At 51.0% G+C, this 25,525-nt stretch carries 17 protein-coding genes; 10 read left to right on the top strand and 7 right to left on the bottom strand.

The features are described from left to right. Positions 1-7: 7 nt before the first annotated feature. On the bottom strand, positions 8-2,809 hold the full coding sequence (locus H6G89_RS25400; protein WP_190511792.1) for a sensor histidine kinase: 2,802 nt from the start codon (positions 2,807-2,809) through the stop codon (positions 8-10). 661 nt (positions 2,810-3,470) lie between these two features. Between H6G89_RS25400 and H6G89_RS25395 the strand changes: the two genes are divergently transcribed. Further along, positions 3,471-4,643, top strand: a complete 1,173-nt coding sequence (locus H6G89_RS25395; protein WP_190511934.1) for a quinone-dependent dihydroorotate dehydrogenase — start codon at positions 3,471-3,473, stop codon at positions 4,641-4,643. Positions 4,644-5,575: 932 nt separating this feature from the next. Next, positions 5,576-6,436, top strand: a complete 861-nt coding sequence (locus H6G89_RS25390; RefSeq protein WP_190511784.1) for a bifunctional 3-deoxy-7-phosphoheptulonate synthase/chorismate mutase — start codon at positions 5,576-5,578, stop codon at positions 6,434-6,436. A 53-nt stretch (positions 6,437-6,489) separates the two neighbouring features. On the opposite strand, the gene H6G89_RS25385 is transcribed toward H6G89_RS25390, so the two are convergent. Continuing rightward, entirely contained in the window at positions 6,490-6,975 is a 486-nt protein-coding gene (locus tag H6G89_RS25385) for a sterol desaturase family protein (RefSeq protein ID WP_190511776.1), read from the bottom strand. 155 nt (positions 6,976-7,130) lie between these two features. Further along, positions 7,131-7,568, bottom strand: a complete 438-nt coding sequence (gloA, locus tag H6G89_RS25380) for a lactoylglutathione lyase (protein ID WP_190511932.1) — start codon at positions 7,566-7,568, stop codon at positions 7,131-7,133. A 214-nt stretch (positions 7,569-7,782) separates the two neighbouring features. On the opposite strand from gloA, the gene eno reads away from it, so the two are divergent. Both eno and H6G89_RS25370 read left to right on the top strand, forming a co-directional pair. Beyond that, entirely contained in the window at positions 7,783-9,078 is a 1,296-nt protein-coding gene (eno, locus tag H6G89_RS25375) for a phosphopyruvate hydratase (protein WP_190511774.1), read from the top strand. Between the two features lie 465 nt (positions 9,079-9,543). Beyond that, positions 9,544-10,209 (top strand): phosphate ABC transporter permease, encoded by a 666-nt coding sequence (locus H6G89_RS25370; protein ID WP_190511771.1) that lies wholly within the window; start codon positions 9,544-9,546, stop codon positions 10,207-10,209. A 211-nt stretch (positions 10,210-10,420) separates the two neighbouring features. On the opposite strand, the gene H6G89_RS25365 is transcribed toward H6G89_RS25370, so the two are convergent. Next, complete coding sequence (locus H6G89_RS25365; protein ID WP_190511769.1) at positions 10,421-11,476, bottom strand: M28 family peptidase; 1,056 nt, start codon at positions 11,474-11,476, stop codon at positions 10,421-10,423. 118 nt (positions 11,477-11,594) lie between these two features. On the opposite strand from H6G89_RS25365, the gene H6G89_RS25360 reads away from it, so the two are divergent. From H6G89_RS25360 to H6G89_RS25350, 3 genes are all read left to right on the top strand, one after another. Then, on the top strand, positions 11,595-12,833 hold the full coding sequence (locus tag H6G89_RS25360; RefSeq protein WP_190511767.1) for a tetratricopeptide repeat protein: 1,239 nt from the start codon (positions 11,595-11,597) through the stop codon (positions 12,831-12,833). A 321-nt stretch (positions 12,834-13,154) separates the two neighbouring features. Next, positions 13,155-15,131 carry a PAS domain-containing hybrid sensor histidine kinase/response regulator gene (locus tag H6G89_RS25355; RefSeq protein WP_190511765.1) on the top strand — a complete coding sequence of 659 codons (1,977 nt, stop codon included), beginning with the start codon at positions 13,155-13,157 and terminating at the stop codon, positions 15,129-15,131. A gap of 6 nt (positions 15,132-15,137) precedes the next feature. Beyond that, on the top strand, positions 15,138-17,573 hold the full coding sequence (locus H6G89_RS25350) for a response regulator (RefSeq protein ID WP_190511763.1): 2,436 nt from the start codon (positions 15,138-15,140) through the stop codon (positions 17,571-17,573). A 90-nt stretch (positions 17,574-17,663) separates the two neighbouring features. Here H6G89_RS25350 and H6G89_RS25345 read toward each other — a convergent pair whose 3' ends face one another. Together H6G89_RS25345 and H6G89_RS25340 are read right to left on the bottom strand one after the other, a co-directional pair. Next, positions 17,664-17,858 carry a hypothetical protein gene (locus tag H6G89_RS25345; protein ID WP_190511761.1) on the bottom strand — a complete coding sequence of 65 codons (195 nt, stop codon included), beginning with the start codon at positions 17,856-17,858 and terminating at the stop codon, positions 17,664-17,666. 689 nt (positions 17,859-18,547) lie between these two features. Beyond that, positions 18,548-19,933 carry a hypothetical protein gene (locus H6G89_RS25340; protein WP_190511760.1) on the bottom strand — a complete coding sequence of 462 codons (1,386 nt, stop codon included), beginning with the start codon at positions 19,931-19,933 and terminating at the stop codon, positions 18,548-18,550. 1,008 nt (positions 19,934-20,941) lie between these two features. Here H6G89_RS25340 and H6G89_RS35890 point away from each other — a divergent pair. The 3 genes from H6G89_RS35890 to sppA all read left to right on the top strand — a co-directional run bounded on the left by H6G89_RS35890 (position 20,942) and on the right by sppA (position 24,791). Continuing rightward, positions 20,942-21,064, top strand: coding sequence for a hypothetical protein (locus H6G89_RS35890; RefSeq protein ID WP_255519507.1), 123 nt, complete (start codon positions 20,942-20,944; stop codon positions 21,062-21,064). 92 nt (positions 21,065-21,156) lie between these two features. Further along, positions 21,157-22,854 (top strand): MBL fold metallo-hydrolase, encoded by a 1,698-nt coding sequence (locus H6G89_RS25335; RefSeq protein WP_309230096.1) that lies wholly within the window; start codon positions 21,157-21,159, stop codon positions 22,852-22,854. Between the two features lie 134 nt (positions 22,855-22,988). Then, positions 22,989-24,791 carry a signal peptide peptidase SppA gene (sppA, locus tag H6G89_RS25330; RefSeq protein WP_190511757.1) on the top strand — a complete coding sequence of 601 codons (1,803 nt, stop codon included), beginning with the start codon at positions 22,989-22,991 and terminating at the stop codon, positions 24,789-24,791. A 13-nt stretch (positions 24,792-24,804) separates the two neighbouring features. Here the strand turns inward: sppA and H6G89_RS25325 are convergent, their stop codons facing one another. After that, a complete protein-coding gene (locus H6G89_RS25325) occupies positions 24,805-25,473 on the bottom strand; it encodes a helix-turn-helix transcriptional regulator (RefSeq protein ID WP_190511755.1) in 669 nt (222 codons plus the stop codon). Between the last annotated feature and the right edge of the window lie 52 nt (positions 25,474-25,525).

The raw sequence follows: 25,525 nt of genomic DNA, 5'->3' as shown, positions 1-25,525 counted from the left end.
AGATGGGTTATTCCTGAATGCGAGTTCGGGTCGCCGCAGTCGATGGGGTATTGGCTGCAATTGGCACAATCAGACGACTGAGAATCCGCCCATCTTCCAGGCGGTAGAGATTAAACTCACCGCCCAACTGCTGCATTAAACTCTGACAAATGGATAGGTGCAGCCCTGGAGGCGTGTCGAGGGTTGAGGGAGCCAACAAATCGTTCGATCGCCCCGTATGCAGTTCTTCGATGAGGCGAGGTTCAATCACGCCATTGTCCGTCAGGGAGATTTCCAACCAACGGGTGTCAATGGGGCGACACCAAACATCGAGCCGCCCTCCGGGTGGCGATCGCAAGCAGGCAGAAATCAGCAACTCATACAATACAAACTCAATTTTGGGAATGTCACCACCAATACTGAGGTTGGTGTCGTTATGTACCTGTGACCAGAGTTGACGTTGTTTGATCAACGTTTCCACCCGTTCTAAAGCACGCTTGAGCAGGCTCACTAGCGGGATCGTCTCGTATTCCAGATGCAGTTGCCAGTTTTCTTGACGCAACACAGGGGCGATCGCCGACAGGGTGTTTCCCAACTGGCGAATGATTTGGTGATAGCGCATACTCGCCAGCGCATCTTTTTGGTGGCTCAGCTCGTTCAACCGCCGTACGCCGAGTCCCAGGGTTCGATAGATGTCTTCGATGCGGCGTTGTTTATACCAGTTCAATCGCTCTAAATTTTCTCGTTGTTGGGTCAGGGTTTCCGTCAACACCAGATAGCGTCGTGACCATGCCAACTGGCTGACCAGCGTTCCCAAAGCGTTGAGTTGGCGTTCAGGCCAGTAGCGATCGAGGCGATCGGCGACAATCACAATCCCCGTCGATTCGTGTTCTGGGGCTGTTCTTAATGCCATCACCAAAATTTGCCCAATGTCAGATCCGCTGAGCCACTGCCGCGTTTCAGGGGTGAGTTCATCAACACTGACAGGCAGCAAGCTATCGGCTTGCAACGCCCACTGAACGAGCATATCCGTGTAGACCGGAATGACAAAATCAGTCGTGATTGAGAATTTGTTGCTAGAGACAACGGGAGCAGTAATTTTCGCGGCTTTGCGTCCGGGTTGCCAGGTGACCAGTGTGGCAAGCGGCACTTGCAGCACCTGCGCGATGTGTTGCATGGCTGCCCGTTCCAGGCTCTCCAACTCGTGGGTTTGCTGCATCGTTGTCAGCCCCCACTGAATCGTCTGATTGACTTTTTGCTGCTGCTCGGTTTGACGCTGAAGTTGCCACTGATGCAAAATTAGCCCAATTTGCTGGCTGACTATCCGAATCAGATCTCGCTCGGCTCGACTCCAGGTACGACTATTTTCGTGGGCGATGACCAGCAGTCCTTCGAGGGAATGCCCCATCGCCGTACTGCACACCAGGAGCGATCGCACCCCCGCATCCAGAAACACCTCGCGCCATGCCATCAGTTTCAGGTCTTCTTCCAGGTTCTCGACCCCGACTGCCTCGGTGCTGCGTTCCAGCATTTGCCAATCGACGCTATTCAGCCCTTCAATTTGAGGGGGCAGGGGGCGACGATGGGAGGGGTGGTTTTGATAGCACACCTCAAACTTCTCTTGATCCTGGTCATAGAGCAAAATCAAAAATCTTTCTGCGCCGAGCCGTTGGCACACCCGCTCCGACGCTTTTTGCAGGGTTTTGCTCCAGTCCTCGTCGCTAAAGATGGCATGGGAGACTTCTGAGGTGAGTGCCTGGTCTAGCTTCACCTGGGCGATGGTTTCCTCCATCTGCTCTAACGGAGCGGTGAGAGCCACCAGATGGGCTGCCCCCCGGACGTAATTTTTCTCCTCTTCTGACCAGATCCGAGCTTCAGTACCTTCGACTGCAATAAACCCCAACAACTCTTGCTGGAACAAAATAGGAGCCGCCAGGAGCGATCGCGCCCCTAAATGCTGCATCAACCGTCCGGTGATCTCTGCCTTGAGAGAACTGTGTGCCTCTCCAATGGCAACCAATTGATCGGCGGCCAGAGCTTGATAAAAACTGTTGACCTCCTGGGCTGTAATGCCTGTGGTCTGCGAATTAGCATCTCCTCGTAGTGGCGTTGTGCTGACTCGTTGCCAGAAATAACGTCGTTGGGGTTCAAACCAATAGATGTGGGTGCGATCGGCGTTAATAAACCGATGTGTCTCATCGACGATCGCCTCTAGTCGCTGTTTTAGGGTTGGCAATGTCCGCAATTTTGCCAGCAAGGCTAACAACGGCTCAGCAGGGCGTTTTGTCTGCTGACGCTGCACATCCATATCGATCTGATACAGTGCAGCCCCCAAGCCTCCTAAAACCATCGATAATCGGGCTTTTTCCTCAGAGTGTGGCGAGATGCCCCATAGCACCGATCCCAACAGTGTGACCCCATAGCAGCGATCTTTGTGCCGAATCGGGAAAATCACCGTTCCCTGAATGTTGAATTTCTGAGCTGCCCGCCGCCATTCTCCGGCTCTGGCTTCTTCTCGCAGGTCAGGCACCCCTAAAGGACGCTGTTGAATGACGACCTGCTCTAATAAGTCACCCGGATTGAGAGCAAGGCGTTGCTTTAAAACAGAAGCATCGCCTGCTGGAGTTGTGCCCCCTTTGCCAATAAGCCGATGTTCTACCCGGTCATATAAACCCACCCAGACCAGGGCATAGTCAAACTCTGTCTGCAAATAATTCAGCGTTGTTTCGATCAAGGCGTCAGCATTTTCTAACTCTCGCAAGCTTTGGAGAGTCCGTCCTAAGGCAACCAGTTGTCTTTCATAAGCCGATGGCTCTTTTTGCGAACCCATGTTGTCTAGCTCCCGCTTTACCCCCGGTTGCCGTTTCTAATCTGGACGTTAAATTGACAGTCTAAGTAGAGCAATCTGATTTGAACCTTTCATAAGTTTTGATCAATAGCCGTCTCAATGTGCCCTTGTTCTAAAGCTTTAGTAGCGGGCGATCGCACGAAATTTACTAAATACCAAGTGTTGCTGCGACAGTCGTGGTGAAACTTTTAAAGTTTAGAGGAGAGTATCCCTTTAGCCATCGACCTCATTTAAGCAGACCTACCACGGTTGTACCTTAATCTACCCTTTGACTCAGCCCCCTAGCACACTAAATCCAATCGTTTAACAATCTGTGTCTTGATGAACTCGTTGATGTTGAACTCATAGGTTAACCGTCCATGGGTATGGGTTGAAAGGTTAAAAGCTGTCTGACCATCTTGTGACACCTCAACAAAGTTGCTTTGTTCCTTGGCAATTCTTCCTTCCTTGGCGCGGAAGTAGGAGTTGTATACTGAGTCCTAAATTATATGTATAGCCGTAGTGACGAGGGGTAGGACGGGGTCAGGGGTGAAACTCTCGACTGAGGGATACATCCCGAAACAATGCAACTCCTATAGCCCACCTGGGATGGCTATGGTCTATTAGACTAAAATGCTGCACTTTATTCATGGGTTTAAAGGAATTGGACATTTATCAAGCAGGTATTCGTCCCCTGCTCTTTTCGGGGTTAAAAGCAGACCCAGAATGGCTGCATCAGCAGGCAATTCAACGTTTGCACTGGCTCAACCAACACCAATCTACCCGTTGGGGTCAATGGATCGGTCAACAGCTAGAGCAATTGTACTCTTTCCACCATCCTTCCCTGTCACAAACCCTCTGGGGCATCCAATTTAGCAATCCCGTAGGTTTAGCCGCAGGGTTTGACAAAGACGGTTTGGCTGCAAAGATATGGTCTAACTTTGGTTTTGGCTTTGCCGAGTTGGGGACAGTCACCTTGCAACCCCAACCGGGCAACCCCAAACCCCGCCTATTTCGTCTAACTGCTGACCAGGCGGTGTTAAACCGCATGGGATTTAACAACCGAGGTGCTGCTGCTCTAGCAACCCAGCTTCACTTTAGGGCAACTGAGCCAGAAGCTAAGGCAAATTTGGGGTCATCTGAACGTAACTGGAGAAATAGCAGTTTGCCGTTAGGAATTAATCTAGGCAAATCTAAAGTAACACCTCTTGAAGAGGCAGCGGCAGATTATCAAGGAAGTTTTCGGCTGCTACAAAATCTGGGGGATTATTTTGTCGTTAATGTATCTTCACCCAATACCCCAGGGTTGCGATCGCTCCAATCTACTGAGCAGCTAGACCTGATTTTGCAAGCGTTGCAGCAAGCCAACTCGGAACACAAACCTATTTTGGTCAAGATTGCTCCTGATTTAGAGTGGGAGGCGATCGCCGATGTGATTACCCTCTCTCAAACCTATTCTCTGGCAGGCATCATCGCCACCAACACCACCATTCGTCGGGAGGGTTTAGTCACCCAGGCGATCGCTGCCACTGGTAACCCCATCACGGAGGAAGCAGGCGGGATCAGTGGTGCCCCCCTACGACAGCGATCGACAGATGTGATTCGTTATATCTACCAGAAAACCCAGGGCACTTTGCCCATCATCGGTGTGGGAGGTATTTTTACCGCGGCTGATGCCTGGGAAAAAATGGCTGCCGGAGCTAGCCTTGTGCAAGTTTACACAGGCTGGATTTACGAAGGTCCGTGGATGGTGAAACGCATTCTTCAAGGACTAGTTGAACGGCTAGAGCACCATAACATGAGCCATATCAGCGAGGCGATCGGGTGTGAGACGTGAGTGGGCGTAGAGGAGTAAAAGGATTAGAGGAGTCAGGGAGTCAGGGGAGGAATCGGGGAAGTAGGAGTAGGAGCATGGGAGAGCGGGAAAGTGAGAATCGCTGTACTGACTGTTAACCATTAACCACTGACCATTAACCATTAACTAACGTGAATTCGGGATAAGGATTTCAGCGTTTTTAACCGCCGCTATTAGGAGCAAAACCGACCTGCGTCAGTTCGTCAAACCTTGATTTTCCGTAGTCCTCATCGGCGGACTTCGCTCTAGTAGCCGCGAATTCATTCGCCGGGCTCTTAAACCGAACTGACGTTAACTACTGACCCTTAACCACTGACCACTGACTACTAATACCAATTTGAATTGGCTTCGCTGCACATGATTCCGTAAGGGCGTTTCGCGAAACGCCCCTACCCAGGGATCTGCCACAATCAAACATTAAATCGGTATAACTATTGACCACTGCCCACTGACCACTGCCCACTGACCCATTTCCCCCACGCGGGTACTTGACGTTCCTTTGCAATCCTTGATACGGTTGTTAACAAGTTAGGAATCGCAAAAACCGCAAAAGTTCCGCGCAAGATTTATGTATTGCTCCACGTCCTACTTTTATTTTTGGTTTAGACAGGTTCACCGGGGGTGAGTCCAGCTTGTCATGGAACCTCAGGTGAACCGCAGAACACACTCTGCGGTTTTTGTTTTATCTAGCCCTATTTCAGAAGATCAGTCTCAGGAAATGACCATGTTCACCCAATCCCAGTTCAGCTTTAGCTTTTACTTTTTTTGGACCAGGAACTACTCCGGGTGACTTCGTCATGCAATCTCTTAGAGAACCCGGAGCCTAAAAGGAACCGGGTTTTTTAATGTCAAACCTCTCGCCTGTTTCATTTCCTTCATACACCGTCTACAACTCAATTCCAAAGGAGATTCTTGTGCAAAAGGCTAAACTCGCTCTCAAAACTGACACTCAGCAAACGACCGTGATCCACCTGTCTGAACAGGTAACGGTGGGGGGCGAAAACCTCCTGATCGTGGGTGGACCTTGCTCCGTTGAGAGTCAGGCTCAGATGGAAGCGGTTGCCAGTCAGTTGGCGATCGCTCCAGTTCAAGCATTACGAGGGGGAGTTTACAAACCCCGCACCTCACCTTACGACTTCCAGGGCATGGGCTTAGAGGGATTGCAAATTCTCAGCTCGATTCGCAAGCAATACAGCGTACCCGTGATTACGGAAGTCATGGCCATTTCTCAAATTGAGGAAGTCATGGCGCACGCGGATGTGTTGCAGGTGGGAAGCCGCAACATGCAAAACTTTGACCTGCTAAAGGCATTGGGTCAGGTGAACAAGCCGATCGTCCTGAAGCGGGGACTCGCTGCCACGATTGAAGAGTTCGTGATGGCAGCAGAATACATCCTCAGCCACGGCAACCCCAACGTGATTCTCTGTGAGCGGGGCATTCGCAGCTTCGACACCTACACTCGCAACGTTCTGGACTTGGGAGCCGTTGTTGCCTTGAAGCAAATCACTCATCTACCCGTGATCGTTGATCCCAGCCATGCCGCTGGTAAGCGGGAGTTGGTGGCTGATCTGGCTAGAGCCGCGATCGCCTGTGGAGCCGATGGGGTGATGGTGGAGTGCCATCCCGTTCCAGAGCAGTCGGTATCCGATGCGCGTCAGGCTCTCTCGCTTGATGAAATGGTGAATTTAGTGCGGAGTTTGCGGGCGATCGCCGCAGCAGTTAATCGATCGATTCCTGTTGGAGCCGGGACTACACCCCGGCTTTCGCTTGTTTAAAGAACTCAAAACCCCCGGAATCTTGAGGATTCCGGGGGTTTAAGACATTCAGATTACCACCAGCGCAGTTCTAAGTAACCGCGTGGAGGCATCTTTTCCTCCGCTTCAGCCCGCCATTCCACGGGTTTGTAGGTGCGGAAGATGTGATCCCACCAATCGACCGCTAATCCAAAATTGTGATGCCACATGCCATAGCGATGATGGACGTAGTGAACGGGCATCTTCATCCAAAAACACTTGGTTGGGTTCTCGTGCTGGAGTTGGTGAGCATAGGCAGAAAACGCTGCAAACACCAACGCGCCACTGAGCCAACCGATCCCCGCTGGAATTGAGAACAGGAAGGGAATCAGCATGGCGATCGCACTTCCCTTGACATAATCGCGAAACTCCCACACAACGCCCTGCCCTTCGTTGCGGCGGTGGTGATCGCGGTGCCGCTCACCCACCTTCGGCGAGGCGTGCATCAATCGATGCATCCAATATTCGACAAAACTGGCAAATATAAATGCGCCAATAAAAAAGGCAATCCCGACTACCATGATTTCTCCTGACACACCAAATTGAACATACCACCTGATTTAGTTTGACAGATGGGTAAGGGATAGAGCAATTAGGGGAAATCGGGTAATGGTAGGAACGCGATTAATCGCGTTCCTACCATTACCCGAAAATCGTACCCCTACTATTTCCTAAATTACTGGGTTGCCAATTGAGGGGTCGCTTCCTGCTTCGTAGATTCTGATCCCTGAGTGCTAAGCTGAATCAACTCAACCTTGTAGCCATCGGGGTCTTCAACAAAGGCGATGACGGTAGATCCGTGCTTCATGGGACCGGGTTCCCGAACGACCTTACCGCCCAAATTTCTGATCGTCTCGCAGGTAGCGTAGATGTCATCTACACCCAGCGCAATGTGACCGTAGGCGTTGCCCAGATCATAATGATCGGTACCCCAGTTGTAGGTCAACTCCAATACGGTGTGGTCAGCCTCATCGCCGTACCCGACAAACGCCAGCGTAAACTCGCCACCGGGGTAATCTTTCTGACGGAGGAGTTTCATACCCAACACATCGCAGTAAAACTTCAGCGATTTTTCTAAGTTGCCAACCCGCAACATCGTATGTAGCATTCGCATAATGACTTTCCCCAACGCTTTCTTTTTATTGTGCAACATCAGCCAGAATTCCCGTTGAGGATTGTCGAGATGGCTGTATTTGAGTTGCCAAGATGATGAAATAATGAGATTCCACCAAATGGCGATCGCTTTCCCATTCACCTAAATACAAATCCAGCGTATTCTAAGCGAGTGGGTTGATTGTCTAGCTAGAGCAGGGCAGGGAGTGAAATTTATGAACTTAATGGACACAAGTATCAGCAAGATTTTGGCACGGGAGATCTTAGACTCGCGTGGTCGCCCGACAATTGAGGCAGAGGTGCACCTGGAAAATGGGGCGATCGGGTTGGCTCAAGTGCCCAGCGGTGCTTCGACAGGGAGTTTTGAAGCCCACGAGCTGAGAGATGGCGATCCCAGTCGCTATGGTGGCAAGGGTGTGCTCAAAGCTGTGGTCAATGTTGAGGAAAAAATTTCGTCCAAGCTGTTGGGGTTTGATGCGCTTCAGCAAACCGTGATCGATCGCCTGATGATCTCGCTGGACAATTCCCCCAATAAAGCCAATTTGGGTGCGAATGCCATTCTGTCAGTGTCGCTGGCAACAGCTAAAGCGGCTGCAAGTGCTTTAGATATTCCGCTTTATCGCTATTTGGGAGGTCCCTTAGCCAACCTGCTGCCCGTGCCCCTGATGAACGTCATCAACGGTGGCGCACACGCCAACAACAACGTTGATATTCAAGAATTTATGATTGTGCCCGTGGGGGCTTCCTCCTTCCACGAGGCGTTGCGGTGGGGCGCAGAGGTGTTTGAGTGCCTGAGCAAAGTCTTAAAGCGAGAAGGGTTGCTGACTGGGGTGGGTGACGAGGGTGGTTTTGCTCCCAACCTTGGCTCTAACCAGGAAGCGTTGGATCTGCTGGTTTCTGCGATCGAACAGGCGGGTTATGAACCTGGCGCTCAGGTTGCCCTTGCGCTCGACGTAGCTGCCAGCGAGTTCTATCAGAATGGACAGTATTTCTTTGATGGAGCCCTGCACTCTCCACTAGAGACAATCGATTACCTGGAAAATTTGGTGAGTCAATATCCAATTGTCTCGATTGAAGACGGACTACATGAAGACGACTGGCAACACTGGCAGTTGTTAACCGAACGGTTGGGTAGCCGCATTCAACTCGTGGGGGATGACTTGTTTGTGACCAATCGCGATCGCCTGCAAAAGGGCATTGAGCAACAAGCAGGCAACTCCATTCTGATCAAACTCAATCAGATTGGCTCGCTCACTGAAACCCTGGAGACGATCGACCTGGCAACCCGCAACGGGTATACCTCCGTGATCAGTCACCGTTCGGGCGAAACCGAAGACACGACGATCGCTGACCTTGCCGTTGCCACTCGTGCCGGACAGATCAAAACTGGGTCACTCTGCCGCAGTGAACGGGTTGCCAAATACAATCGCCTGTTGCGGATTGAAGCAGAACTGGGTGAACAATCCATCTACGCGGGAGCCGTTGGGTTAGGTCCTAAAGTCGTTCTTTAATTTAGGAATGGGAATTAAATAACGTCAGTTCGGTTTAAGAGGCCGGCGAATGAATTCGCGGCTACTAGAGCGAAGTCCGCCGACGCGGACTACAGAAAATCCAGGTTTGACGAACCGACGCAGATCGGTTTTGCTCTTATAGCTGTGGTTTTAACCGCCGAAATCCTTATCCCGAATTGACGTTGAATAAGTTCGATATTCGGTGGGGGCGGGTTTTGCCGTCAAATCTGTTGCACGGTGCAGATGAGTCTGCTAAACCCGCCCGTACTGTTTGCGGACTTACCATAGCTTTGGTCAGAAAGCTTAAGCCAAAGGCAATAAATCCACAGTTCTTAGGTTCCAACTGTCTCACCCAACTGCTTCGCCTCGTACAAAGCTAGTGGATAAGACAATGCAAATGCTAGGCTCAAAACAGAATCTCAATCCTCAGTAACCCTCAGGAGAGGCGATCGTTGCCCTAGCCCTATGCTGATCCCCATTACCCGTGAAACGTTTGAACAAATGATCCCACTGGTTGCCACAAGTGATCAGTACAAATATTACTGGGGCAAACCCGATGACTTTCTTAGACGACTGCTGATCTCGGTCGTCGGGGTCGTAGTTGTGTTTATTCTCAAAACCGCTCTGCCAGAGTGGTTGAGCCTGCTGGATTTTATGGCTGCTGTGGTGATCGGGTTGTACTGGCTTTGGGGTCCCATTTACCTCGCCACTCGCCGCAACCAGGAGTGCCGCAGGTATAAGTACAGCGGCTTTTGGCGTGGCAAAGTGTTAGATGTTTACGTTACCGAAGAATTAATTGGCAAAGAGGAAACCGTCAACAAACAGGGTGAATTGGTGATTGTGGAGAACCGCGAACGCCGCTTAAATCTGGAGATTGGAGACGAGACAGGCTTCAGCACCGCCTTACAAGTGCCTCTACAACGCGCTCATCGCGTTATTCGCCCCGGAGACATTGCTGAGATGGTAGTGATGTCTAATCGAGAGGATATGAGCCGTTTTTCTAAACTGTCCGACGTTTTTCTCTCTGACTACGATCTCTGGGTCAGCGACTATCCCTTTTTGCGACGAGATACGTTTGTGGATGTGAGCCGACGATTGAAAAAACAACAGCGGCGATCGCGCGGGCGATAAGAGTTTTGAGTTTAAGGCTTCACCTCAAACCTACGACCCTCAGAACCACTGACGATTGACCATTGACCATTAACCATTGACCACTCACCACTGACCACCAACCACTCACCACTCACCACTGACCATTAACCATTGACCATTAACCACTGACCACCAACCACTCACCACTGACCATTGACCATTAACCATTGACCATTGACCACTGACCCACTTACAGCCGAGTCGTTCTAGCTGGTGTCGATTGGCTCCGTTGCGGCACCGACTGGGTAGCCATGCTGTTGCGGCTGTGGAGCAATTGCGTCACGGCATTTATCACAATTTGAGATGACCCTGTGAAGAAGGGGCGATCGACATTTTCTAAGGTATCAGTCTCGGTGTGATAGTGGGGATTGCGGAAGTTAGCGGTATCGGTTAGCAACACCGCTCCAATGCCTGCCTGCCAGAAAGGAGCATGATCACTCCGCAGCAGATCGGGCGTAAAGGGTCCCAAAAGAGGGACGGGCAAGGTCAAGACGGTGGGCAGTTCTCGTCGAGCCGCACGAGAAAAGGCATCAATCAGTGGCATATGCCCCTGATCGCCAATCACCGCTAAAAAATCTCCCCGTGTCGTCGCAGGCGTAAAGGGCAACACAGCAGGGTAGCTCTGGCATCCATCGGTGTGACACGCAAAGCCAATCATATCGAGAACGATCGCCCCTTGTAACTGCTCAATCCTGGTAGCGTCTTTGGCAAAGGCAAAACTGCCTAACAACCCCACTTCTTCTAAGTCAAACAGAGCCAGTTTGAGAGTACGAGGGGTGGAGCGATCGCCCAATAATCTTGCCGCTTCCAGCACAGCGGCAACCCCAGTGGCATTATCATCCACACCGGCTGATTGCTCCACGGAGTCATAGTGAGCACCTAACAAAATGGTGCCTGCGCTGGGATCTGTCCCCGGACGTTCTGCGTAGATGTTGATCCCGCCGTCAAACTCCTGAAATTGAGGAGTCCATCCAGCATCCGTCAATTGCTGCACAATATAGCGTCGTGCCTGGTCGCGTTCACTCTCAGTAAACCGTCGAAAGTTCAATTGCTCCAAATCAGCCCAGAGGCGATCGCCATCTACGGCAGGCGCAACCACAGCCACCTCTGCTTGAGCAACACTCCCAGGGTCATAACTGGTTTCTAACGCCTGCGGTTGAAAATAAATCGTATGCCAATTCCAGCCGATCACAATACCGATCGCCGTGACAACACATAATGTCAGCCAAATTCCCAGCTTTCTCATGAGTGATCATCCTGGTCTTAAGTAAATCCAATTTTAGGGGCTAGATCTAAGTTTGACCTGGAGAATGAGGGTGTAGTGTGAGCGTTTCTCAAACTAATCAAGGATTTCGCTAAAACTCATGCTGCACAATAGCCAGGGTTTACCCGTTACCACCGATTCACCAGAGGCGATCGCCGCAATTGACCAATTCACCCACCAGATGTTGAGCTATGGCAACAACTGCCAGGTGATTACATCGGGGTTAGCGGCAGACCCAACAAGCGTGTTGGTGAATACCCACGTCGCAGCCCTACATTTATTTGCGGAGACTGCCACTGCCGCTACTGAAGCACAGCCTTATTTGCATACGGCTCGACAACACCTCGACACCGCCACCGAGCGGGAACGGTTGTATGTAGAGGCGATCGCTGCCTGGGCTGACAACGACTTCGATCGCGCCTTAGCCTGTCACACTCTTCTGGCAGAACGCTATCCTCGTGACCTATTAGCGGCTCAAATCGGGCAGTATCACCACTTTAATCTGGGCAACGCAGAGGAATTGCTGACGTTGGTAGAAACGATTTTGCCCGCCAATTCCGAGAACCACTTCGTCTATGGCATGTTGGCGTTTGGGTTGGAGCAATGCCACCGTTTAGCCGAGGCAGAAGCCGCTGGACGACGTGCCGTTGACCTGAATCGTCAAGACCCATGGGCACATCATGCAGTAGCTCATGTCATGGAAACCCAACAACGCCTGGGCGAAGGGATCACCTGGATGGAGTCGCTGGCGGATACCTGGGAGTCGTGTGGCACCTTTCGCACCCACAACTGGTGGCATGTGGCACTGTATTACCTGGCGCAGGGGAATACGGATCAGGCATTGCACCTGTACGACCGGGAAATTTGGGGACGAGCCACCAAAGACTACTCTCAATGTGTCATTAACGCCATTTCTCTGCTGATCCGGTTGGAGTTGCGGGGAGTTGATGTAGGCGATCGCTGGCAAGAATTGGGTAATGCGGTATGCGATCGCCTCCACGATCACGTTTCCCCACTGTTAGACACGCAATACATCTATGCCCTGACGCGGGCTGGATACGATGCTCTGGCAACCGACATGCTCCACAGCATCGTCACCTATAGTCAGCAAGCGCATCCCTCAATTCGAGCGATTTGGGCAGAGGTTACCCTTCCGGTAGCAGAGGCAATGAGGGCAGAGGCACGCGGGGATTGGTCAACTAGTGTGGAAAAGTTTGCGATCGCCCAATCCAGGTTGCATCAACTGGGTGGAAGCCATGCCCAACGAGGTGTGTATCATCAGGTCTACCGCCATGCCCTGGCTAAACTATCTCAAACTGAACTCAAAACTGCCGTATAACAGCCGCTCATTTTCAACTAAAATTCAAAACTTTTTGGATACATAGCCCTACATATATGCATTAGGACATAAGGGGTGTGGGGACTGCGCCCCAGCCAGGGGTCCCACCGTTGCACCCCGTCCTAAACAACCCATGTGGGATCGATATACAAAGCAAAAGTTTAAATAAGCCTGAAAAATATGTAACCCGTGTATAACCTCTACAAAGATTCTGGTTTCAGCATTGAGAGATCTGTATTAGGAAAATAGCCTGACCGTGTTGTCATGTCTGAAACGATAGACTGAACTTAGCTAACCCTGCACTCACCTCTACCAAGCCCTATGCCTGCTCCAGGTTCTCATCCACCTGAATGTCCTGGGGATCCATCCCTCGTCTCTGAATTGATCAACGCTGAAGATCAGTACCGCAGCTTATTTGAAAATGCACCCGATGGCATTTTTCAAACCGATTTAGAGGGTCGCTATTTGCGAGTCAATCCTGCGTTAGCCCGAATCTATGGCTATGGCTCTCCTGCTGCACTGATGCTGGCTCAGCCCAACCACGCCAGACAGTTGTATGTCGAAGCCAACCGTCGCAATGAGTTCGTTGCGTTGATGGCTCAGCAGGATGTCATCAAAGATTTTGAATCCCAAATTTATCGCCGCGACGGCAGCATTATCTGGATTACTGAAACCTGCCGAGCAGTCCGGGATGAATCAGGCAACCTCCTTTACTATGAAGGCTTTGTACGCGATATCACCGATCGCACCATTTTAGAAATCGAACGCAAACAGGCAGAACAGGCATTGCTCCAGAAGCACCGGGAACTGGAGACAACCTTGGAACAATTGCGACAGGCAAAGCAAGCTGCTGAGGTGGCTAACCATGCTAAGAGTGCGTTTTTGGCAAACATGAGCCACGAACTGCGAACGCCCCTCAATGGCATTTTGGGCTACACCCAGCTACTCATGCGCGATCGCACCCTGACCTCTAAGCAAAACGCCAGCATTCGCACCATTCACCAGTGCGGCTCTCACTTGTTGACCCTGATTAACGACATCCTCGATCTCTCCAAAATCGAGGCACAAAAAATTGAACTCCACACTCAGGAGATTCACCTGGAAAGCTTTTTGGAGGAAGTCGCCAGCATTTGTCTCATCCGCGCTGAGCAAAAACGTCTGACATTCCTTTATAAAGTCACAGGAACCCTGCCAGATGTGATTCAAGTCGATGAGAAGCGGTTGCGTCAGATCTTGCTTAATCTCCTGAGCAATGCCGTAAAGTTTACCAACCAAGGTGAGGTGAGGTTTCGTGTGTCGGTAGTCGAGAGCCATCCCCTCGACACGGATGACGTTGATTTCCCGGCAGCTATGTATCGTTGCCGCTTTGAGGTGACCGATACGGGCATTGGCATTGAACCAGACCAGATTGAGCGCATCTTTCAACCGTTTGAGCAGGTGGGAGGTTATTCCCGACGGGCAGAGGGGACAGGCTTGGGGTTGACGATCACCGAAAAATTGGTGAGGTTAATGGGGGGGTGTCTTCAGGTCGAGAGCCAACCCAATCAGGGGAGCCATTTCTGGTTTGAGGTGATGCTGCCAGGACGGATGGGGGCGAGCGCACCTTTTCTGGAGGAATCGAGTCAGGATGTCATCGGTTACGAAGGCGATCGCCGCACTATCTTGGTGGTTGACGATCGCCCCGACAATCGCGCCGTTTTGCTGGGTTGGCTAGAGGCACTCGGCTTTTATGTGATTGAGGCAGAGAACGGGTTAGAGGGTTTGAGACAAGCAACAGCAACTCACCCCAACTTGATCATCGCTGACCTGGTTATGCCCGTGATGGACGGCTTTGAGATGACTCGCCAACTGCGGCAGTTAGAGGCATTTCAGACAATCCCCATCATCGCTTCCTCGGCCAGTGTGTTTGAGTTCGATCGCCAGCAGAGCCAACAGGCGGGCTATGACGACTTTTTGCCAAAGCCTATCCAGGCAGAGGAATTATTGCAAAAGCTCGCGACTTATCTCAATCTCACCTGGGTACGACAGGCATTGCCTCCTTCCGAGCCAACGTCTCCTGATACAGCGATCGCTGATGAAATGGTTATTCCTCCCATTGAGGAATTAACGGATCTCTACACCGCCGCTCAGATCGGTCACATTGAACGGATTCTGCAAGAGGTGACCCGATTAAAGGCTGTAGATGCGCGATATGGTGCTTTTGCCCATCAGGTCAAGGAGATGGCTGATCAATTTGATGATGTCGCTATCCTCAAACTCCTGGAATCCTATTTCCCCAACTTTTCGTCCATATCGTGACACCTTATGAACCTCTCTAAAAAATCCCAAATTTTGATTGTGGATGACTATCCGACGAACATCAAAGTTCTCTCGGATCTGCTGATCGAGTACGGCTTTGAGGTGTTAATTGCACGAGATGGAGAAAATGCCCTGCAAAAGCTCCAGCGAATTTCGCCAGACATGATTTTGCTGGATGTCTTGATGCCTGGAATTGATGGATTTGAAACCTGTAGTCGGATCAAAGCGCAGGAGTCTACACGAGATATTCCCATCATTTTTATGACGGCTCTGGCAGACCCCGTAGACAAGATTAAAGGGCTAACGCTGGGAGCCGTAGATTACATTACCAAGCCCTTTCAACAGGAGGAGGTGTTGGCGCGGGTCAATACTCACCTCAAAATGCGCTATCTAACCAAGCAGTTAGAGGAGCAAAATTCTCGCTTGCAAGAAGAGGGGCGATCGCGTCAAATTGCCGAATCTGCCTTGCGCTTCTCTGAGGAAAAGTTTGCTAAAGCCTTTCGCTCTAACCCCGGTCCCATGATGATCCTGACCCTGGAGGAGGGGCGGTTTATCGACATCAACCAAAACTTTTGCAAGATTTTGGGATACGCGCCCGTGATGGTTTTGGGAAAGACGCTGGGGGAGTTGTCGCTGTTTGTTGATGCAGCAGATAGCGATCGCCTGTTACAGTCGCTGCGAGAGCAGCAAGCCATCCACAACCAGGAGTATGCCTTTCAAAGCCGAGATGGCGAGGTTCACTATCTCCTGGTGTCTGCCGAGGTGATTTACCTGCGCGATGTCCCCTGTATTTTAGCGATGACCCTGGATATCACTGCCTGTAAGCAAGCAGCGGTCGCCATGCAGCAGGCAAAAGCAGCAGCTGAACTCGCAAACCAGGCTAAAAGCCAATTTTTGGCAAACATCAGTCACGAATTTCGCAGTCCCCTCAACACGATCCTCGGTTACACCCAGTTGATGAGCCGAGATCCGCTCCTGAAAACAGAACAACTGGAGTATCTCAACATCATTAATCGCAGCAGCGAACATCTCCTCACGCTGATCAACGACGTGTTGGAGATGACCAAGATTGAATCTGGGCGACTGACCCTGAATGAAACTGCCTTTAATCTGGATACCCTGGTTGAGTCCATCGTTGCCATGATGGAACCCAGAGTCCAGGTGAAGGAATTGCAACTGCGCGTCGAGCGTGATTCCCATGTGCCCCAGTTTGTTCAGGCAGACGAGAGAAAGCTGCAACAGATCTTGATCAACCTGGTGGGCAATGCCGTCAAATTTACAACCAGGGGTCGTGTGACCCTCCGAATTGCCCCATCAACGACTCCCCCCGATGATGCACTCGTTATCGGTTCCAGTCTGACCCTCCAGTTTGAGGTAGAAGACACGGGTCCGGGAATTGCTCCTCATGAAATTGATTTGCTGTTTGACCCTTTTATTCAGACAGATGCAGGGCGGAGATTACAGGAGGGAACTGGGCTAGGACTCTCTATTAGCAAGCGATTTGTGCAGTTGATGGGAGGAGATATCACCGTTCAAAGCGCGGTAGGGACTGGCTCCATCTTTCGATTTACGATTCCGGTGACGCTGGCTGAGGTGGTGGAACCTGCGATCGCCCAACCCCAAGAACGAGTCCTGAGTCTGGAACCGGGGCAGCCTACCTACCGCATTTTGACGGTAGATGATCAGGCAACGAACCGTCAGTTATTGGTCAAACTCCTCTCATCGGTTGGTTTTGCGGTTGAAGAGGCGGTTAATGGAGATGAGGCGATCGCTCAGGCGCAATGCTACGCTCCTCATTTGATCTTGATGGACTTGCGAATGCCGATTCTGGATGGCTACGAAGCCACGCGCCGCATCCGCCAGTTAACGTCGCTCACACCCACTCCCATCATTCTGGCTCTCACCGCCAATGCCTTTGAAGAAGAACGGCTCTCGGCATTAGCCGCCGGATGCGATGACTTTATCCGCAAACCCATTCAAGAAGGTGTGTTATTTAGCAAAATTGCCGAGCATTTGGAGGTGCGCTATGTTTACCAAACGGCAACCCCAACCCCGTCCATTTCTTCAAAATCTGATGCCTACTTCCCCTTTACCCTTTCGCCTGGTGTGCGAAAGGATCTGCGGGAATTGACCGATCACGATGAAGCTTTTTTAGCCGATTATCTAAACGCTCACATTGAACAGTTACCTCGACTGATGCAAGCCCTGCAATCCGCGATCGCCCACAAAAACGCTGGAGAGTTAGCCCTGGCTGCTCACACCTTAAAAGGGGTAGGTATGACCTTTGGCGTCGAACAGTTCACGGCTTTGTGTCAGGCGATCGAGCAGATGGCTCAGGCAGGCAACACAACAATCACCCAGGAGCAGTTGCAGCAACTCGAAACCGAACTGACAGGGTTACTTGCCGCTATCCAGCATGAGTCGAGAAATCTGGCTGTCTGATCCCGTTCTATAGCCATAGCTTTTATCCTACGCTTCGTGACCCAAGCCACAACACTACGGCTCTCTGGCTCCTCCGGTGTCCTCCCGTTTCTATCTCTTAATCACCCGAAACTCGCTGGTGTACAGCGACACAATCATTTGCTCGACATCGACTTGAATCAACCAGCGATCACTCAACTCGTCCGTCGTCAATAGCTCTCTGCCACACACAACTCCAATTTTGCCAGCAACATAGGTTGGAGCTAGAATCTCAACGCGATCGCCAACTTGAATCATGTCTGGCATACAAAACAAAGGGTTTAACTCATGCACTCTAAAGTCCTTAGATTAAATTCAGACGATAATCATTACCCATAGCGACAGTCTTCAAGGGTGTGACAGGGTGCAGGGCAGAACTTCTGACTGAAGGCGACCCCCCCATCTCCTTGATGCCTTAGCCGAACTCGTAACAGCCATACCAGAAAAAACATCAGTCTCATTTTTACCTTTTCTTAACTTAAGGTTAATCTTTTCTGGCTGTTCGTGCTAACTCTTATTAGCAAATAATATTTTCTTGGTTTGGCACTTCCTCCCGTTAGATAAATCCAGCAGGAATTGAAACGATTCCCCGTTCCACTCTGGAATAGTTACAGCAACCAAGGAAATCGCTAAGGCAGAGGGTAGAGTGAAACCTCCTAACTCAGGACACAGCCTCCTCAATCCCCTGTAACTCAACCATCCTGCGGTCACCGCCGCTAGTGACTATTATGTTGCTCATTCTCATGAAAGGTCTAGATGTCTCGACATATAAATTCAAATGTCTCACACTGTAACTCGCACAACTATCTCTCGCCAACCCATTTTCAGCAGAAGCCTGGAAACGAGGCTCGGTACAAGTAGGACAGAGTCAGAATACCCACCTCAAAGTCCCCCCAAACCGACTCATTCCCTCTTCCCTCGTCTTTTTTCTCTCTTCTTTTTTCCTGTCCTCTTCCTTACTCCGCCACACTAATCTCCGGTAGCGGACAAATACCATGGGTATCCAAAAGGGAAGACCAAAACTGGGTGAGATCGAGTGCTCCACGTTGATGTAGGGCGATCGCCTGAAATAGTTGAGTGGTCGTGACCAGACAATAGCCAAAATGTTGAGCCGCCCGAATGCAATTGGGTTGAAAGGCTTCTCGGCGTTGCCGGGGAGGTTTGTGAAACTCGGTATTGGCGATCAATACACCTTTGCCACGCCACTCCTGTTGCATCAACAGATCCCGCACCCACTGATCCAGGTAGCGCAGATCATTGAGGGGTAAAACACCCATCCGGGCTCGCACCACAACCAGTCCCTCACGATTAGCAGGATCGCGAATCTGTATCGCATCTTGATAGGGCGGTTTGAGGGGGCTAATCTGAGCACCCAACTCCCGCAGAGCACTGCCAATCACTTGAGCCAAACTTTCAGAGTTCTGGTCGTACAACAAGCGACTAAACCCAGAAGCAGCCATGAGTTGTTGTCGCGCCGAGGCTAACTCTTGTGAGAGGCGATTGATCTCGGTTTGATAGCCGAGAATCCGATCTTCGATCGCCTGTTGTTGGGGCAACCGATACGTATCTGCCCAGGCAGGAGGCTTTTGCTCCTGGATCAAGCCATATCGCTCGCGCAAGAGCAGATTGATCGCTTCATCAACAGACATTTCTGTCGGCGGTGGCAACCAGACCGCAACGCCAGAGTCAATGCCCTGGGAATTGGGGGTAGTTGCATCCGTGCTGGCGGGCAGAGCACGCACGCCCCGTTCGACACAGGCTGCCCGAAATTTGAGTTTGAAGCCAACGGGTTGTTGAAAGCGGTTATAGGCGATCGCCCCCATACCCACCTGCACATTGTTGGCTTTAGGATGAATCACTCGCAGGTATTGCGCCAACCCTAAAAAGTGCGCCTTAAATTTTGGAGTGGCATAAAAAAACCAGCGACGAACCTGTTCAAAATAGGCAGCAAATTCAGGTTTGACATCCCGAATGGTTTCCCCCGATTCCAACATAAATTCAGGGGTCACAGGAAGCCACCACATCATTGATTGATACAGATTATTGCCTTCTAAACCTGGCATTCCAATACAAACAATTTCACTGCCAGGACTAAACAGAAGACGGGCTAATTGTTGCCAGGAGGGTAACCGTTCAGGTCGAATTCCCATCTCTGACTGCTCACTCAAAAAAGAAACTAGATTGAGGATGACAACATCATAATCAGCTACGTTGATCGACGGTGGCAAATTACTCCAGGAGTATGCTGTGATCGAGGGAGTAGGGACTGCTGACCCCAACACCAACACTCGTTTGTTGCCCCGTTTCGATGCCCGTTGAATTGCTTTTTCTTGGGTCAGCATAATCAGAAATGCACCCAACTTGGGTGAAATTAAGGATGAATTGTCAGAGGGTGCGATCGCAGCAGTTTCTAAATGAACAATTACCTTTTTCGATACACGGCGATCGCCACAATTTGAGAGTTAAAGGGTCAACGGGACACAGCTGAAAACTTACGTTGAGAGTCAAGTATTCATGAGAATAACCTATTAACAGGTTATGAGTACACCTGTCAAATCAACACGCTCCGTAACGCCAGCCTGACCCACCAGACAAAGAGTAGAGAATTGATGCAGCATCATTGCAGAAGGTTGTAAACAAACCTGATACCGATTTAATGTTTGATTGTGGCAGATCACTGGATAGGGGCGTTTCGCGAAACGCCCTTACGGCATCATGTGCAGTGAAGCCAATTCAAATTGGTATGAGTTCAAAATTGAGATTTTGACAGTTGAAACCGCAGATTTTGGTGTCGGGCAAGCAAAGCCTCTCAAGTGGACTAAAACCCGCTTCTAGTCCTGAGTGCCTACGAATCTTTGATGCTTGGTGATTGAAATCGCAGCGATAGGAGCAAAACCCACCAACGCAGGTTACCAAGAACCTGGATGCATTGAGTCTGCACAGGCAAACTGCGATCGCAGACTTCGATCGGATAGGCATGAATTCAATTCGTCAGCCACAGCACAGAACATCAGGGGTTTCAAACTTTTTGTCAGTCAACCAGCCCTCATCCTTCATCCTTTAGCCTTCATCCTTTAGCCTTTATCCTTTAGCCTTCATCCCTTATCCTTCACCCTTCATCTCTCTTGTTTTTTCTCTCTTCCCTATTCTTTCTTTTTTCTTCCCCCCTTCCTATTCCTTTTGCCGCTAGACTTTTTTGAAAGCACCCCCTAAATTGAGGGAGAAACCTTTGCAATAACCATTCACATTCCTAAATATTTTTTACGCTAAAGGCTTTAACCATAATTAGCCGGATAAACTCGTTTTCATTAAGCTTTGAGATAAGACCTACCCAAATTTGAGAAACAACGATGGATGTACAACTGATTCTTTTAGCATTAACCCCTTTGTTTATCGCTGCTTGCCTATTTTTTGGTACTCGCAACGGGTTCTACGATACTGACAACTATCACGGCAACGGCTCAGCCCACTAAATCCAGCCTTGTGTCTGTGTTGAACGCGAATTATGGTTAGGTAGCACTTAGCAACATGGCTAGGTCGCTTTGTTTGCAGGAACGGCGTGACTGTGACTGAGTTACAGTGTTTGTCTTACGGTGTTGGTCATACCGACGAAGGGGTTTGTCTGCTTATGCAGATGGGTCCGTATCGGGTGATGCTCGATTGCGGACTGGAAAACATTACCCCCCTCATTGCCAATTCAGGTGGACTGCCTCCAGCCGACCTGGTTCTGTGTAGCCATGCCCATCCCGACCACTCTAAAGGTCTGCTGGCATTGCATCAGGCTTTTCCGCAAATGCCGATTTACGCCAGCGAAGTCACTGCCCAATTGCTGCCTCTCAATTGGCTGAGTGAACCGACCATTCCATCTTTTTGTCGAGCCTTACCCTGGCGATCGCCCGTTGCTTTTCAAGAGGGGTTGAGCGCAGAGCTTTATCCGGCGGGTCACTTGCCAGGGGCATCTGCTTTTGTGTTGACCTACACCACACCAGAGCGAGCCTACAGGCTGCTCTACACAGGCGATTGTTTTCTCTCAAACTCGCGTCTGGTGGAGGGGTTTCCCCTGGAGGAATTGCGCGGTCTAAAACCGGATGTGCTGATTCTAGAGGGGAGCTATGGCACGGCTCGCCATCCCCATCGCCGCCAGCAGGAAAATCAACTAGCCGAACGGATTAATCGGGCGATCGCTGACCAGCAATCGGTTCTGTTGCCAACTCCAACGCTGGGTTTAGGGCAGGAGTTATTGATGTTGCTCCGCAGCCATCACCACTTCACCGGACGCAATATCGATATCTGGGTCGGTGGGTCAGTGGCGTTGGGCTGCGATGCTTATCTGGAATTGCTTCCCCATTTCCCCAGTGCGGTGCAAAACTTTGCCCGCCATCAACCCCTATTTTGGGACGATCGCATCCGTCCACGAGTACGCCGGATGCCATCTCACAATGCAGAACTCGATCAAATTTTTGACAATCCCCAAATCCCTCAGGTCATCCTCACCGATCAGGTAGCTGATCTCAACCACTACTGTCGTCTAGGCCATAGCTCTTGGGTGCTGCTGCTGCCTCATCAACCAGGGCGAGTAGGGGCGATCGAAACGGCGGTGTATAACCTGCTAGAAAACTCTAAACCTCTTCAGGCAAAGGTTCAGTCGGGGGAGTTGATCATCGACACTTACCTGTTGGGCGACCATTGTGACGGTCCTGGCACAACTCAACTGATTCACAACCTGCGTCCGCAACATGTTGTGTTTATCCATGGCACATCGCCCTATCTCACTGATTTGACGAGCTTGGAAGAGTTACAAAACCGTTATCAGCTTCATTCCCCTGCTGCGGGGACGCTGGTCGAGTTGCCAATCGGTGAGACGTTTATTCAACCCGCTGCCCCCGAAGCTCGCTATGAGGGAGAACTGACCGAACTGAGCAACGGGGTCAATATCTATCTATCCAGCCCGATTACCTCTGACCCACGCTGGCAAAATTTTGCTGATACTGGCTTAGTCGAAGCTCGCTGGCAGGGTGAAGAGTTGGTGTTGCGGGGAGTGCCCCAACGCGAGATTTTGAATCAGGGCGGCGAACTCACCACTCCCCTGGATACCGAGTGTTGTGAGTATTGCTTGCATTACCGGGGACAACGCTGCTGGAATCAAGCCTCTCCGTTATTTGGCTTTAAGGTGACCCCCGAAGGATTTTGTCCGGGATTTGAACCCCTGTTAGAGGTCAATCAAGTGCCCGTTGATGATGAAGATAGTGATGCGGCTACCTGAGCGGATCAGTGAATATAAGTATTAGATTGGGGTTGTCATTTGTCTTCGTCATTTGTAGATCGCTCGCACTCAATGACCGAGTAACCAATGACTCATCACCAATGACCCATGACCAATGACTCACCACCATTTTTATGCGTGATTTCCTTAAATTCGTTTTTGCCACCCTGGTTGGGCTAACCCTCTTTAGCGTCGGTGGTTTCATGCTGCTCGTAGCCATTATCGCAGCGATCGCCGCTCAAGAGACTGCCCCTGCCCTCCGCGATAAAACTGTTCTCGCCTTTGATTTGTCGTTAAACATCACCGATACCCCACCGGGCACCTATTCCACGGGAGCGATCGAGCAGGTGTTAGCCGGAGATAGCGAACAGCAAATCGCCTTTCGCGAGGTATTAAACGCCCTGGAGGCAGCAGCAACGGACGATCGCATCGTGGGCTTATATCTCTACAACAGTGTCAATCCATCGGCAGCCGGGTTTGCCAACCTTACCGAGATTCGACAGGCCCTCCAGACCTTTCAGGAGTCTGGTAAGCCAATTCTGGCATATGAGATGCAATGGACTGAGCGTGACTACTACCTTACTTCGGTTGCCGATACGGTAATGCTCAACCCGGCTGGGGTGATGGAGCTAAACGGCTTTAAGTCAGAAACCGCCTTTTTTGCAGAGGCATTGGAAAAATATGGCATTGGCATTCAGGTTACCCGCGTCGGAGAATACAAATCAGCCGTGGAACCGTTCATCCGCAGCGATCGCAGCCCTGCGGATCGACAACAGATCCAAAAACTGCTGACCGACCTGTGGGGTGAGTTTTTGCAGTCGGTTGCCAAGAGCCGCGAACTGACGCCTCAGGCTCTACAAGCTGTCGCTAATGAGGATGGTCTATTGCTGGCATCTGAGGCAGAGTCAGCAGGGTTGGTGGATCGTCTGGCGTATCCCGATGAGGCGATCGCCGAGTTACGCAAGCTCACCGAAGAGGAAGAAGCAGCAGCGGAGGAAGATTTCCGTCAAATTAGCCTGCCTGAGTATGCTGCAACGGTGACGCCAGAACCTTCAGGTTTTAGCATGAACGAGGTCGCTCTGGTCTACGTCGAAGGCGATATCGTCAGCGGCGAAGGCGGAGACGGGTTGATTGGCGGTGATTTTTTTGCTGAGGAAATCCGCAAGCTTCGCCTTGACGAGAATGTGAAGGCAATCGTTCTGCGGGTCAACAGTCCGGGGGGCAGTGCCACAGCATCCGACCTCGTTGCTCGTGAGATTCAACTGACAACAGAGGTTAAGCCTGTGATTGTCTCCATGGGCAATCTTGCAGCCTCTGGCGGCTATCAAATCGCGACCCATGCCACCAAAATCTATGCCCTCCCCAGCACGATCACGGGTTCGATTGGGGTGTTTGGGTTGCTGCCCAATGTGCAGGCGATCGCCAACAATAATGGCATCACCTGGGATGTCGTTAAAACAGGGCAATACGCCGATATTCAGACCATTACTCGCCCCCGCACCCCCGCAGAGATGGCAATTGTCCAACGCATTACTGATCAGTTCTACACTCGATTTCTAGACACCGTAGCAGAATCGCGATCGCTCCCCCGTCAACGAGTCGCTGAGATTGCTCAGGGTCGCGTTTGGTCAGGCATCGAAGCGCAGCGGATCGGACTGGTTGACGAAATCGGTGGACTGGAAGAGGCAATTCAGGCGGCAGCCGAAACGGCTGAGTTGGGCGATGACTGGCGACTGGAGGAATATCCCCGCAGCAACCTGTTTGAAGCCGAATTGCTAGACAGCCTGTTTAGCCGCTACATGGGGCGATCGTCTTCACGGCTCGATCCTCTAACGTTAGAGCTTCAGACCTTACGGGAGGACTTAGAAACCCTCCAGTCAATGAATGACCCAGTAGGCATCTATACCCGAATTTGGTTCATCCCTCGCATCGAGTAACTCCTCCACTCCCTCACTCCCTCTCCCTGACCCGATACGCACACCGCCGATCGCCCTTCAAAATGTGTTCTACTCGTTCAACGGTCACGGTTGACCCCAACACCGCTTGAAACACGTCCAATTCGGCGTGACACAGCCCAGCACAGGTTTGTGCTGCGGCACAAATCGGGCAGTGGTTTTCAACCAGTAGCCAACCATCGGCATCCTCAACAACCTCTGCCATATAGCCTTCCTGATTGCGAAGATGGGCGATCGCCTTGATGCGTTGCTGCCAGGTTTCATCCACCCCCATCTCCACCAATTTCGTTCGATAGGTCTGGATTTGCCGCCGACTCCGCTCCGTCACCAGCTTTTCCATCCCCTCGGTGCCAAAAATCGTCTCTACCCCCCGTAGCACCTCCAAAATCAAGTCTGCATGACTATCAGGAAAACGGCTCACCGAATGCTCCGTCAACTGCCACAGCTTGACCGGACGCCCCATCGATCGCTTTTCTTCCTGATACGTTACCCATGCCTCCGCCTTCAAACTCTGCAAATGCTGACGAATCGCCATTGGAGACACCTGCAACTGTTCTGCTAGAGCTGTTGCCGTTTGAGCACCTCGCATCTTCAACACATGCAGAATTTGCTCTCTCACCTTGGGTTTGCCAGTCTCCTCCACGTTTGAACGTACCGTTTCCATTTCACAAAAATTTTGATTCAGGGTGTTGGTTAAATGAGTTAATGTCACCTGA

Source organism: Oscillatoria sp. FACHB-1407, assembly GCF_014697545.1.
GTDB lineage: Bacteria > Cyanobacteriota > Cyanobacteriia > Elainellales > Elainellaceae > FACHB-1407.
This window is presented reverse-complemented; position numbering and strand designations above follow the sequence as displayed.

Excerpts from the sequence above, each read along its gene's own strand:
- H6G89_RS25400 (WP_190511792.1), bottom strand. The coding sequence starts at position 2,809 with ATGGGTTCGCAAAAAGAGCCATCGGCTTATGAAAGACAACTGGTTGCC.
- H6G89_RS25385 (WP_190511776.1), bottom strand. The coding sequence starts at position 6,975 with ATGGTAGTCGGGATTGCCTTTTTTATTGGCGCATTTATATTTGCCAGT.
- gloA (WP_190511932.1), bottom strand. The coding sequence starts at position 7,568 with ATGCGAATGCTACATACGATGTTGCGGGTTGGCAACTTAGAAAAATCG.
- eno (WP_190511774.1), top strand. The coding sequence starts at position 7,783 with ATGAACTTAATGGACACAAGTATCAGCAAGATTTTGGCACGGGAGATC.
- H6G89_RS25370 (WP_190511771.1), top strand. The coding sequence starts at position 9,544 with ATGCTGATCCCCATTACCCGTGAAACGTTTGAACAAATGATCCCACTG.
- H6G89_RS25365 (WP_190511769.1), bottom strand. The coding sequence starts at position 11,476 with ATGAGAAAGCTGGGAATTTGGCTGACATTATGTGTTGTCACGGCGATC.
- H6G89_RS25360 (WP_190511767.1), top strand. The coding sequence starts at position 11,595 with ATGCTGCACAATAGCCAGGGTTTACCCGTTACCACCGATTCACCAGAG.
- H6G89_RS25355 (WP_190511765.1), top strand. The coding sequence starts at position 13,155 with ATGCCTGCTCCAGGTTCTCATCCACCTGAATGTCCTGGGGATCCATCC.
- H6G89_RS25350 (WP_190511763.1), top strand. The coding sequence starts at position 15,138 with ATGAACCTCTCTAAAAAATCCCAAATTTTGATTGTGGATGACTATCCG.
- H6G89_RS25345 (WP_190511761.1), bottom strand. The coding sequence starts at position 17,858 with ATGCCAGACATGATTCAAGTTGGCGATCGCGTTGAGATTCTAGCTCCA.
- H6G89_RS25340 (WP_190511760.1), bottom strand. The coding sequence starts at position 19,933 with ATGCTGACCCAAGAAAAAGCAATTCAACGGGCATCGAAACGGGGCAAC.
- H6G89_RS35890 (WP_255519507.1), top strand. The coding sequence starts at position 20,942 with ATGGATGTACAACTGATTCTTTTAGCATTAACCCCTTTGTTTATCGCT.
- sppA (WP_190511757.1), top strand. The coding sequence starts at position 22,989 with ATGCGTGATTTCCTTAAATTCGTTTTTGCCACCCTGGTTGGGCTAACC.
- H6G89_RS25325 (WP_190511755.1), bottom strand. The coding sequence starts at position 25,473 with ATGGAAACGGTACGTTCAAACGTGGAGGAGACTGGCAAACCCAAGGTG.